Source organism: Daejeonella oryzae DSM 19973, assembly GCF_000422945.1.
In the GTDB taxonomy this organism is placed as follows: Bacteria; Bacteroidota; Bacteroidia; order Sphingobacteriales; family Sphingobacteriaceae; genus Daejeonella; species Daejeonella oryzae.
In genome coordinates, this window is sequence record NZ_AUHA01000002.1 from 1,349,730 (window position 1) to 1,361,624 (window position 11,895).

Here is an 11,895-nt window from a genome sequence, read left to right on the forward strand (position 1 = left end):
CTAATTTATGTATCGTTCAAAAAATTCGAAAATGCGAAGCATTTGATCTATTCGCTGGCGAACATTTCCGGACCGAACCAGTTCATGCGTGCCTCCCGGATGCCGGACATATTCAACTGTTTTGCCCTGCACTTTCAGGGATTTATAAAGCATTTCACTTTGAATTACCCCGGTTCGCAAATCATTTTCTCCATGAAAAATTAGAAACGGAGTATTAATCTGATTCACGTAAGTTAACGGCGACTCACGTTTTAAAATCACATCTATATCATCCTGCCAGGGAAATCCTCCGAAATAATTGGGCACAAGCTGCCAGGCATTTCCTTCACCAAAAAATGTTTTCAGATCATACACTCCACGCTGAGCAGATGCTGCTGCAAAACGTTTGTCATGAGCAATAATCCATGCGGTTAAATATCCGGCATAAGAACCTCCTGTAATGGTGAGTTTGTTTTGATCGGCCCAGCCTTCGGCAACCGCACCGTCCAGTGCACCCAATACATCTTCTGTTGGTCCCTGGCCCCAGTTGCGGTAATTGCCCCTTAGAAATTCCTCTCCGTAACCTCCGGATCCACGTGGATTGGCATAAATTACCCCATATCCCTGGCTGCAAAAATATTGAAACTCGTGCCACATACTTGATTCTCCCGGTCCCCACATGGCAGATGGCCCACCGTGCATCTGTAAAACCACCGGGTACCTATTATCAGGATTAAATCCTGCAGGTTTCATAATCCAATATTCAACTGTCATTCCTTTGCTGTTGATGTACGATTTTTTTTCAGGGAATGAAAGTCTTTTATTTTTAATCCATTCTGAATTAAAAGATGTCAGCTCTTGCGGAGATTTATTGGATAGATCGGCACTGTAGATTTCATACGGATTTTGCACCTCCGTTTTTACATATACCAATTTGTTTTTAGAAATATCGTAGCTGCCTGTTCCACTTTCATAATTACTTAATTGCTCCACTTTCATGGTCTTCATATTTAAACGATACAACGGAGCCCCGCCATTTGACTGTGCGGTAAAATAAAGAAAGCGTTCATCTGCCGACCATTTAAAACTTCCTGCACTCCGGTCAAATGGAATTGAAATTGACTTAGCACCTTTTTCTGTGATTTTTAACAGGGCTAATTTTGGGACATTAATGCCCGTAGTTGGACTAAATACATAGCTTAACCAATTTCCTGAGGGTGATAAAACAGGATTGCTGTAGCGGATTTTTTTTTGTGATAAGATTTTTTTTAAGTTGCCGGATTTAACGTTCAGTGAATATATTTCGCTCTCTTCGCTTCTGTCGGGGTGCAGAAGACTGTCTATGTTTGAAACCAGAATCAGATTATTGCCATCGGCCGAAAATTCTGCACTTCCGTAGGAATAAAATCCCGAAGTTAATGCACGTGGCTTTGATCCCGGTGTAGCATCTACAACGTAATAATGATTGAATTTTAATTCCGGATCTGTGGCAGATTCTCCCTGGAAATTTAAATTGGTAAATACTTTTGCTTTTTTGTCTGATTCATTTTTATCCAAATAAGATCTTATTTGCTCTATACTACCATTGGGGTTTGGTTTTGCCGTATTTCTTAAGTTTTCATTTTGTGAAAATCCGGGTTTCTCCAAAGGCCATATGACATCAGTTTTTCTGCTGAAAGCAGCTGTGTCTTTAAGCATCTCATTTAAAGAAAGTGTTGTAGAAAAAAGCAATTTTTTTCCATCCGGAGACCATTTCGGAGCGTTTGCGCCATACTTATAATCGGTAATTTGTATCGGCTCGCCTCCGGCCATATCCATTACAAATATTTGCGACTTGTTTTTTACTGATCTTACAAATGCAATTCGCTGATCATCCGGAGACCAGGCCGGTTGGCTGGCACCGGAAATTCCGGAAGTTAATGCCCTGGTATTTTTCCCTTTGTCAAGTAATGACATGTAAATCTGACTGCGGTAAGTATATTCTCCCTCAATTTCTTCATTGTCAAGAATAGCGTTAATGGTATAAATAACTCTGGTTCCATCGTGTGAAATAGAAACTGAACCCAGTTGTTTTATAAGTGTTAGGTCAGTTACCTGAACCGGCTGGGAGCCTGTTTGTGCAATAGAAGTTATGGAAATAATCAGTAAAAGGGCAGTAGTTAAAATAGATTTCATGTTATCGAATTGCTTTTTGCAGGTAATATATCTTAGTTTTTTAACTGTTTTTAGCCCAGTCGGTTCATTTAAACGCTGGTGATTCAGTTTAAAAATTGCAGATTCCAAGATACAGATTTACGTGAAATCGGAGCATAAAAAAAGTCCCCTGGTTATCAGGAGACTTTTAAATTCGGTTTAATGAATTATTTTAATTCAAATACCGTACGCATCTGGTAATTTAATTTGATTTTTTTAAAGTCTATTTCCGGCATTGAACTTACTTCACTAAGTGCATCAGATTTCATCATTACATTTGATCGATACATAGGTTGAGGGTAATATTCATTATTTATTTCCTGAATATCTATTGCTCCCCCAATTTTTTCTCCAATAGATTCTGCAAGCAGTGAAGCTTTGGCTTTAGCCGCTTGTAAAGCTTTAATTTTTAATTCTGATTTTAAGGATTCGATTTTAGAATAATCATAGCTTTCAATATTGCTGTACTCAATTCCTTTTGGATCAACTGCACTCATAATCTGATTGAACTTTGTAAGATCAGTTACTTTAATCCGGTATTGTTTTTTCGCCAGGAAATCAGGATTTTTCTTTTTATCCCAATAATAATTAAAACTCGAAATATTGTTAATCATGAAGTTTTCTTTCGGAATACCTGCATTTAGAACTGCAGTCTGGAGTTGTCTTTCCAGGTCTTCTATCTCTATTTTTTTCTTACTGTTATTATCTTTAAAATATTCTTTCAAAGATATTCCTATATAAATAATATCCGGTGTTACTTCGGCTTCTGAAGAGCCGGTTACTTCAATTTTTCTGCGGTTATCTATATTTTGGGAAAATGCCGTAAGTGCAAATACACTAAGGAAAGCTGTAATTAGTAAACTTTTCATATTCTTTAATTTTTGTAATTGGTTTTTAAAAGAGATGTAATTTTCATGCCAATTCCATAAATATGTTTCTTCATTATGATTTTAATTTTGTAAAGGCAATGTTTGCTGTTTATCGAAAATTGAATCATTGTAAAATTGAATTATTTGGAACAGATAGAAGAATTTTTTCGCTTACTTTTAAATACAAAAGATTTTCCGGCCCGCTGGCACTGCGGGCGCTGGACCGATTTTCATGGTTGGGTTTATGTAATTTCAGACTTATTTATATGGGGCGCCTATTTTGCCATACCTATACTTTTACTTCGTTTAATCACAAAACGGACAGATATTCCGTTTCCTAAAGTTTTCCGGCTCTTTATTGCATTTATAATGCTATGCGGGTTATCACATCTAATTGACGCTGTAATATTCTGGTGGCCGGCATACAGATTAAGTGCATTGATCAGGCTTCTCACTGCTATTGTTTCTGTATTTACCATATATGCATTGTATAAAATTCTTCCAATGGCTTATACATTAAGAACGGCCAAACAATTGGAATATGAAATTAATGAGCGTAAAAAAGCGGAAAGGGAAGCTCAGGAACAACAAATTGCGCAACTGGCTACAGCAGATCTGATGCGGAAAAAGGATGAGTTTATGAGTATTGCAAGTCATGAGCTTAAAACGCCAATTACCAGCGTGAAAGGAGCCCTGCAAATAATTGAAAGGTATTTTGATGAGCAGGAGCAGGACTATCCTGTAAGTGTTTTTGTGAAAAAGGCCAGTCGTCAGGTTAATAAACTAACCAGCCTGGTTGAAGATCTGCTGGATGTTACAAAAATTCAGTCAGGTAAACTAGAGATCAATAAACAAGAATTTGCTATTAATGAGCTTTTAAATGAATGCACAAGTATGGTTGAGCATGATTTGAAAAATCATAAAATAACCATCAATGGAAATGTAAACCTGCTTATTAAAGCCGACAAAAATCGTTTGGAGCAGGTTGTAAGTAATCTCATTACGAATGCTATAAAGTATTCTCCAAACGGAGGAATTATTGAGATTTCAGTTAGTGAAATTAAGGGATATACCAAGATTGAAATCAGGGATAATGGAATTGGCATTGAAGCAGATAAAATTCCGTACATATTCGACAGGTTTTTCCGGGTTGAAAACTCATCTCAGAATTATTCAGGTCTGGGACTTGGTCTGTTTATATCATCCCAAATAATAGAAAGGCATGACGGGGAAATGGGTGTAGAAAGCCAGCTCAATCAGGGTTCAGTATTTTGGTTTACTTTGCCAAAAAATGGATAAATTTTTCTCATAAAAAAAAGCCTCAACTGAGGCTTTTTTTTATTCTTCAACAATTTCACTGTGGGGATGAAATTCTTCTTTCACCTCTTCTTTAAAATATCTTTTCTGATAAATTAATATCAGGATAACTCCAATTGAAATGGCTGCATCTGCAATATTAAAAACGGGTCTGAAAAATATAAAATCCTGACCGCCCCAAAACGGGAACCATTGAGGATAAATTCCCTGAATCAAAGGGAAATAAAACATGTCTACTACCTTGCCATGAAAAATACCGGAATAACCGCCTTCCTGCGGGAAAAGAACAGCCGGCTCATAATAAGTGCTTTCGCTGAAAATTAAACCATAGAATGTAGAATCAATGATGTTTCCTAAGGCTCCTGCAAATATTAATGCAACATTGATAATCAAACCACGGTGGTATTTCTTTTTGATCAGATAAACCAGACCGTAACCAATTCCTGCAACAGCCACAATACGGAATAATGTTAAGGCAAGTTTGCCGGCTTCGCCGCCAAATTCCATTCCGAAAGCCATGCCATTATTTTCTGTAAAATGAATCAAAGCACGGTCGCCCAGGATTTTGAATTCCTGCCCCAAAGCCATGTTCATCTTTATCCAGAATTTTAATAACTGGTCGGCAATTAATATAAATAAGACCGCTAAAAACGGTTTAGTATAACCTTTCATTTATGACTGTTTCAGTTTTGCTTCCATACTTAAAGTAGCATGCGGAACAGCACGTAAACGTTCTTTTGGAATCAACTTACCTGTTTCACGGCAAATGCCATACGTTTTGTTTTCAATACGCACTAAAGCACCTTCCAAATTTTCAATAAATTTTTTCTGTCTGGCTGCCAACTGATTGATTGACTCTTTTTCTAGTGTAGCAGATCCATCTTCCAAAGTTTTATAGGTTCCGGCAGTATCATCAGTTCCGTTTAAATTGGGGTTACTTAAAGATTGAGTTAACATACCCAATTCTTCTTTCGCAATGCGTAATTTCTCTAAAATGAGGTCTTTAAATTCCTGTAGTTCTGAGTCGGAATATCGGGTTTTTTCCCAATTGCTCTGTTTATTCTCCATGTTAAGCTTTTGTAATTAATATGGTAAATTCGTTATTTTCTATAATAATCTTTTCTCCTTTAGCTGTTTCGTTATCCAATACAAAAGATTCTGCAAGAGTTTCGGCGCAAATATATAATAAATTATTTTTCACAGCTTGCGTAATATACGGGTGGTTTTCTACTCGTACATTAATCTTATCTGTTACTTCAAAATTTAACTCCTTACGCAAATTCTGGATTCTGTTAACAAGCTCTCTTGAAATTCCCTCCTGCAATAATTCATCAGTTAAAGTAATGTCAAGTGCAACGGTTAGGCGGCCTAAGCTGGTAACCTGCCAGCCCGGTACATCTTCAGCCAGAATTTCAACATCCTGCAATTCTATTGTATAATCCGATCCTTCTATCTTAAATTTCTCTTCTCTTTCGAACAAGGCAATTTCCTGCTGTTGAAGATTAGTTAATTTTTCTGCAACCAGCTTCATATCCTTACCAACTTTGGGGCCAAGAGCTTTAAAATTTGGTCTTACTTTTTTGCTGATAATTCCTGAAGTGTCCAATATATACTCAATTTCTTTAATATTAGTTTCAGAGAGGATCAGGTCTTTAACTTTGTCGACTTTATCTTTGAATGTACTATCCAATACCGGTATTAACGCTTTGCCAAGTGGCTGCCGAACGTTGATTCCAACTTTTTTACGTAAGGATAAAATCATGGAAGATATATCCTGAGCCAAGGCCATTCTTTCTTCAAGAGCTTTATCAACCAGGCTTTCATTGCATACAGGGAAATCGGCCAGATGTACTGATTCTACCAATTCTTTACCAGTGACAGCATTAAGATCTAAAAATAACCTATCACTAAAGAACGGAGCAATAGGCGACATTAGTTTGGTTACTGTATTTAAACAAGTATACAAAGTTTGATATGCGGAGATTTTGTCGGAAGAATAATCGCCTTTCCAGAAACGCCTGCGGCATAAGCGAACATACCAGTTGCTTAAATTCTCATCAACGAAATTCTGAATTGCTCGGGCAGCCTTAGTTGGTTCAAAATCTGCATAATAAGAATCGACTTCCTGAGATAAAGAATTAAGTAACGATAATATCCACCGGTCGATCTCAGGTCTTTCGGAGTTTTCAATTTCCTCCTCCTGATATTTAAAACCGTCGATATTGGCATATAATGAGAAGAAAGAATAAGTGTTATGCAAGGTGCCGAAAAATTTTCTCCGCACTTCATCTATTCCTTCAATATTAAACTTAAGATTATCCCAGGGTGCAGCATTGCTGATCATATACCACCTGGAAGCATCTGCACTATACTTTTCAATTGTATCGAAAGGATCGATGCCGTTGCCCAAACGCTTGGACATTTTATTTCCGTTTTTATCCAGCACCAATCCGTTGGAGACAACATTTTTAAATGCCACGCCCTTGTTTCCAATTTCCGTATTGATTTCTTTGATTACATCGCTTGTTTCATTCAGCATCACCGCAATGGCGTGAAGCGTAAAAAACCAACCCCGGGTTTGATCTACACCTTCGGCAATAAAATCTGCCGGATAGGCATTTTTAAATTCTTCTTTATTTTCAAAAGGGAAATGCCACTGAGCATACGGCATAGCGCCAGAATCAAACCAAACATCGATCAGATCCGCTTCGCGGAACATTTTTTTACCTGTTGGAGAAACCAATATTACATCATCCACATAAGGCCGATGCATATCGTTAATTTCAAATGCTGCATCCATAAATCCGGCTTCAACGGATTTTTTAATGCCATTATTAAGTTCTTCAATTGAGCCAATGCAGCATTCTTCTGAACCATCCTGAGATCTCCAGATTGGCAATGGAGTTCCCCAGTAACGTGAACGCGAAAGATTCCAGTCGACAAGGTTTTCAAGCCAGTTGCCAAAACGCCCTGTTCCGGTCGATTCGGGTTTCCAGTTAATCCCTTTGTTTAATTCGACCATACGATCTTTTACTGCAGTGGTTTTTATGAACCAGCTGTCTAAAGGATAATATAAAATAGGTTTATCTGTACGCCAGCAATGCGGGTAACTGTGTTCGTATTTTTTAACGTCAAATGCTTTATTGTCTTCTTTCAGCTTAATGGCAATAAGAACATCTGTTGGCCTGAAATCAGGATCTTTTCGTTCTTCATCGCTGTAGTATTCTTCTTTTACAAACCGTCCTGCAAAGTCAGTTATTTCGTCAACAAATTTTCCCTGTTTGTTTACAAGGGGGAATTCATTTCCTTTTTCATCTGTTACCATAACCGATGGAACGTTGTTCTCGCGGCAGGCACGAAAGTCATCTGCTCCAAACACTGATGCTGTATGAACAATGCCTGTACCGTCTTCGGTAGTTACAAAATCAGCCGATATTACTCTGAATGCATTTTTTTCCAGATTCTCATCATCAACATATGGCATTAGCTGATGATATCTGAGATTTAATAAATCCGAACCTTTAAATTCGCCGGTGATATTCCAAGGTATAATTTTATCACCTTCTTTATAATCCTGAAAAGAGGCGTTTTCTCCTTCTTTTTTAAAGTATTTTCCGATCAGATCTTTAGCAAGAATGACGCTTACAGGTTGATAGGTATATTGGTTAAAGGTTTTTACCTTGACATACGTAATCTGATTTCCCACAGCCAGAGCACAGTTAGCAGGCAAGGTCCATGGAGTAGTTGTCCAGGCCAGGATTACGGTATCTTCAGCTTCATCATCAAAAAGAGCAGGAATCAAAGGATGGACCTGATTGTTTTTTAACCTGAACTGAGCTACAATTGAGGTATCCTTCAGCATTTTGTAAGTTCCCGGCTGATTTAGCTCATGGGAACTTAAACCGGTTCCGGCAGCCGGAGAATAAGGCTGAACCGTATACCCTTTATATAAAAGATCTTTGTTGTAAAACTCTTTCAAGATCCACCAAAGAGTTTCTATGTATTCATTCTGGTAAGTAACATACGGGTTGTTTAAATCTACCCAATAACCCATTTTTTCGGTCAGGTCGTTCCAAACATCCGTGTATTTCATAACCTCGGTACGGCAGGCAGCATTATAATCTTCAACAGAGATTTTTTTACCTATATCGTCCTTGGTTATTCCTAATTTTTTTTCAACAGCAAGTTCTATTGGCAAACCGTGAGTATCCCAACCTCCTTTACGCTTAACCTGAAATCCTTTAAGAGTTTTATACCGGCAAAATATATCTTTAATAGAACGCGACATGACATGATGTATGCCGGGCATTCCGTTGGCAGAAGGCGGACCTTCATAAAATGTATATGGTTTTGATGCAGACCGGTTACTTATACTTTTCTCAAAAATCTTGTTCTCTTTCCAGTATTCAAGTATTTCTTTGCCTGTTTGCGATAAATTAAGTTGTTTATATTCTTTGTACATCAGCGATTTATCCTCGATAATTTAAGGCTGCAAAGTTATAAAATTTAATGCCTAAAGTTGAGGAATTCATATTATTGATGCATAATTTCGATTATATTTAATGGATATTTTAAGATTGGTTATCTCTTCAATGTAGATGCACTTAGTTAATGGCATGCAATTGGTTATCTTAAAGTATGCCATTGAAAATTGGATGAAAATTTAAATCCATTTATTTTAATCTGGCGGATAATCTAAAATAGACACTAAAGAGTAAAGAGAATCATTATGACAAACAAATACATGAAACGGGGAATATGGTTTTTTTTAGCCGGTATAGGTCTGATCATATTTGGATATTACCTTAAGGGAACCGAACTGATGAAATATGGCTGGGCCATGATTATTGGTTATCTGGCCTTTGGAGCAGGTTTTTTGTATATATTGTATAGCCTTATCCGCAAAATTGAGCGGCGTTCATTACTGGAGGAAAGAGCTGAAGAAGCAGAAAAGTTAGAGAACGAAGATCCGGCAAGTAAAACTGAGTAAATTAAATTCATTGGATTTCATTTTTCTCTTCAAAGAGATATTATTAGCATCACGACGTGAAAAAACTCCTCAGAAGTTTTGCTTTCGCATTTAAAGGCTTGATTTACGCTTTCACGACTCAACTGAATTTTAAAATCCATATATCATTAATGGTTTTTGTCATCATTATGGGATGGTATTATCAATTATCTTCTCAGGAATGGTTGTGGCTCATAACTGTAATATCAGTGGTGTTAATTGCAGAATTAATAAATACCTCTATTGAAGTATTAACAGACCTTGTTTCACCAGGCTATCATGTTAAAGCCGGAATTGTTAAAGATTTATCCGCCGCTTCAGTTTTATTAGCGTCTTTATTAGCGATTATTACCGGCTTAATAATTTTCATACCTAAGATTTTATAAAATGCTTTATAAAACCCGTGGGATTGTATTTAAGACGACAGACTATTCTGAAACCAGCGTAGTTGCTCAGATTTTTACAGAGAAATTCGGACTTCAGTCTTACCTGATAAACGGAGTTAAAAAACCCCGGGCTAAAATAAATCAAAATATTCTTCAGCCGCTTTTTTTGTTAGATATGGTGGTTTATCATAAACCTTCGGGCGGTATTCAGCGAATTGCAGAGGTACGGCATCAGCCGGCTTTTTTAAGTATTCCGTATGATATAGTTAAAAGTTCTCTTGTTATGTTTTTAAATGAAGTTCTATATAAATCCATCAGGCAGCAAACTGCAGATGATGTGTTATTTGAATTTCTGTTTCATGCAATAGAAATACTGGATCGTACTGAGCAGGGAATATCTAACTTTCATTTATATTTTTTATTAAGATTAACCCGTTTCCTGGGATTCTATCCGGATAATACCCTGGCTAAACATTCAAATTATTTTGATCTTCAAAACGGAGATTTTTCAATTATACAACCTCCGCATAAAAATATTATTGAGCCAGAACAAATTGGCAAATGGAAAGAACTGATCAATAGTAATTTCGATAATTTGCATTTATTGTCTGTTTCATCTATTGATCGCAGGATAATTTTGGCCAAAATTCTTGATTATTATCAATTACACATCGAAGGATTTGGTTTAATCAAATCGCATCATGTTCTGGAAGAAGTACTTAGCTAAAAAATCAAAAATAATTTTGCAAAATAGATTTAGAGGTATATATTTGCATTCCCAAAACAAGGGAGATTAGCTCAGCTGGTTCAGAGCACCTGCCTTACAAGCAGGGGGTCACTGGTTCGAACCCAGTATCTCCCACCATGGAAATCAAGCACTTGCATTCATTTGTAAGTGCTTTTTTTATGTTTCATACATCCGTATTTGAGTATAAATTAATTCAATCTTATTATTTGAAATAAAATAGCTCAGCTATAAGAGATAATTATTCAATAAGGTCAATCCCCTCGCAGTCTAATTTTTGGCCTTTACAAGCATCATATACCCCAACTTCATTCCGTAATTCAAATTTTATAAACAGATCTGTTTATTCATAAAAAGAATATTTATAATTTTCGAGAGTTATTATAATACTTTTAAAATTTGTAATTAAAACTTTCAAAATTAAGCTTTAACAAAAGTTCGAAATATTGCCTGGAGAGTATTTTCCACATAGCAAATAAACATTTGTTGAGATTGATGATTAATTTATATCAGAAATAAAAAACAGAGTTGTATGTTAGGAGTTGTATAATTAACTGAAAATGAGGGGAGTCATGCCGGTAAAAAAAAGAACTGCTATTAAGGAATGGATTAAATCCATGGGCTTTAAATTGGTTAAATCGCATTTAGTTAACCGTAGAAATACCCGGATTAACTATTACAATCTGGGAAATTTTGGAATCTATGAAGAGATTTCAAGACCTGAAGAAAATAATGCAGAAAAAAAGCTGAAATTCATTTCCTGGAGTCCTTGGGGAGAACATTTTGTAGTGAATTCTGTGCAAGAGCTCAGCGAGGCATATGAAGATAATTTAGCTCTTAATCCTGAATTATCCCTTTTATAAATCATTGCTTTAAATTCTATTGAACAAAGAATTTTGCTTCTGATTATATTTTAATTATTTGCTGTTGATTATTGATATTTCAACGGTCAATAAAGTCTATTGAGTTAATTTTAAACAATAATTTTATTATACCCTGATATGTGTTTATTCAAGAAATGAGCATTGATGCTTTTTCATTTTTTATTTTTTCTTTCCTCAGTTTATATGTGCTAACCAAGTTTTCATGACTAATTTTTTCCGATAAAAGATTAGCAGAGAATTCTTAAGGTATTCTTCCCTAGAGAAACTATCATCTTGTGTATAAAATTCACATAATCTGTGGTTAATATGCTTTATGCTTAATTAAATTGTATTGTGTTTTTTGTCATTTCTATGGTAAATTTATTAGGACCGATAAGAGCTTAGTGATATAAATTCTAATAGTAAAATTTCTTATCTCTTAATTTTTCTTTTCTGATTTATGCTGATATACAAATGTTTAATCCGGGGCGATATTAATTTTTATTCAGCTTAAACCTACAGGGATGGGAATAAA

At 36.0% G+C, this 11,895-nt stretch carries 10 protein-coding genes and 1 tRNA gene; 6 read left to right on the top strand and 5 right to left on the bottom strand.

The annotated features are described in order from the left end of the window. Together G521_RS0106330 and G521_RS0106335 are read right to left on the bottom strand one after the other, a co-directional pair. Nucleotides 1-2,154: a S9 family peptidase gene (locus G521_RS0106330; protein ID WP_026897795.1), complete on the bottom strand. Its 2,154-nt coding sequence runs from the start codon at nt 2,152-2,154 to the stop codon at nt 1-3. A gap of 185 nt (nt 2,155-2,339) precedes the next feature. Continuing rightward, nucleotides 2,340-3,041, bottom strand: a complete 702-nt coding sequence (locus tag G521_RS0106335; protein ID WP_026897796.1) for an SIMPL domain-containing protein — start codon at nt 3,039-3,041, stop codon at nt 2,340-2,342. Between the two features lie 144 nt (nt 3,042-3,185). On the opposite strand from G521_RS0106335, the gene G521_RS0106345 reads away from it, so the two are divergent. After that, nucleotides 3,186-4,340 carry a sensor histidine kinase gene (locus G521_RS0106345; RefSeq protein ID WP_155975679.1) on the top strand — a complete coding sequence of 385 codons (1,155 nt, stop codon included), beginning with the start codon at nt 3,186-3,188 and terminating at the stop codon, nt 4,338-4,340. 39 nt (nt 4,341-4,379) lie between these two features. On the opposite strand, the gene G521_RS0106350 is transcribed toward G521_RS0106345, so the two are convergent. Genes G521_RS0106350 through ileS form a run of 3 tightly spaced genes read right to left on the bottom strand, consistent with a single transcriptional unit; the run spans nt 4,380 to nt 8,820 of the window. Further along, entirely contained in the window at nt 4,380-5,030 is a 651-nt protein-coding gene (locus G521_RS0106350; protein WP_026897798.1) for a lipoprotein signal peptidase, read from the bottom strand. Next, entirely contained in the window at nt 5,031-5,426 is a 396-nt protein-coding gene (locus tag G521_RS0106355) for a TraR/DksA family transcriptional regulator (protein ID WP_026897799.1), read from the bottom strand. A gap of 1 nt (nt 5,427) precedes the next feature. After that, nucleotides 5,428-8,820, bottom strand: a complete 3,393-nt coding sequence (ileS, locus tag G521_RS0106360) for an isoleucine--tRNA ligase (RefSeq protein ID WP_026897800.1) — start codon at nt 8,818-8,820, stop codon at nt 5,428-5,430. 267 nt (nt 8,821-9,087) lie between these two features. Between ileS and G521_RS0106365 the strand changes: the two genes are divergently transcribed. From G521_RS0106365 to G521_RS0106385, 5 genes are all read left to right on the top strand, one after another. Then, on the top strand, nt 9,088-9,348 hold the full coding sequence (locus G521_RS0106365) for a hypothetical protein (RefSeq protein WP_036678248.1): 261 nt from the start codon (nt 9,088-9,090) through the stop codon (nt 9,346-9,348). Between the two features lie 56 nt (nt 9,349-9,404). Further along, nucleotides 9,405-9,752: a diacylglycerol kinase family protein gene (locus tag G521_RS0106370; RefSeq protein ID WP_026897802.1), complete on the top strand. Its 348-nt coding sequence runs from the start codon at nt 9,405-9,407 to the stop codon at nt 9,750-9,752. 1 nt (nt 9,753) lies between these two features. Beyond that, nucleotides 9,754-10,479 carry a DNA repair protein RecO gene (gene recO, locus G521_RS0106375; protein ID WP_026897803.1) on the top strand — a complete coding sequence of 242 codons (726 nt, stop codon included), beginning with the start codon at nt 9,754-9,756 and terminating at the stop codon, nt 10,477-10,479. Nucleotides 10,480-10,539: 60 nt separating this feature from the next. After that, nucleotides 10,540-10,617 (top strand) — tRNA-Val (locus tag G521_RS0106380). A 452-nt stretch (nt 10,618-11,069) separates the two neighbouring features. After that, complete coding sequence (locus G521_RS0106385) at nt 11,070-11,360, top strand: hypothetical protein (RefSeq protein WP_026897804.1); 291 nt, start codon at nt 11,070-11,072, stop codon at nt 11,358-11,360. The last annotated feature ends 535 nt before the right edge of the window (nt 11,361-11,895 follow it).

What these genes read in the sequence shown, in the direction of transcription:
- G521_RS0106330 (WP_026897795.1), bottom strand. Translation starts at nt 2,154, where the DNA reads ATGAAATCTATTTTAACTACTGCCCTTTTACTGATTATTTCCATAACT.
- recO (WP_026897803.1), top strand. Translation starts at nt 9,754, where the DNA reads ATGCTTTATAAAACCCGTGGGATTGTATTTAAGACGACAGACTATTCT.
- G521_RS0106335 (WP_026897796.1), bottom strand. Translation starts at nt 3,041, where the DNA reads ATGAAAAGTTTACTAATTACAGCTTTCCTTAGTGTATTTGCACTTACG.
- G521_RS0106385 (WP_026897804.1), top strand. Translation starts at nt 11,070, where the DNA reads ATGCCGGTAAAAAAAAGAACTGCTATTAAGGAATGGATTAAATCCATG.
- G521_RS0106365 (WP_036678248.1), top strand. Translation starts at nt 9,088, where the DNA reads ATGACAAACAAATACATGAAACGGGGAATATGGTTTTTTTTAGCCGGT.
- G521_RS0106355 (WP_026897799.1), bottom strand. Translation starts at nt 5,426, where the DNA reads ATGGAGAATAAACAGAGCAATTGGGAAAAAACCCGATATTCCGACTCA.
- G521_RS0106350 (WP_026897798.1), bottom strand. Translation starts at nt 5,030, where the DNA reads ATGAAAGGTTATACTAAACCGTTTTTAGCGGTCTTATTTATATTAATT.
- ileS (WP_026897800.1), bottom strand. Translation starts at nt 8,820, where the DNA reads ATGTACAAAGAATATAAACAACTTAATTTATCGCAAACAGGCAAAGAA.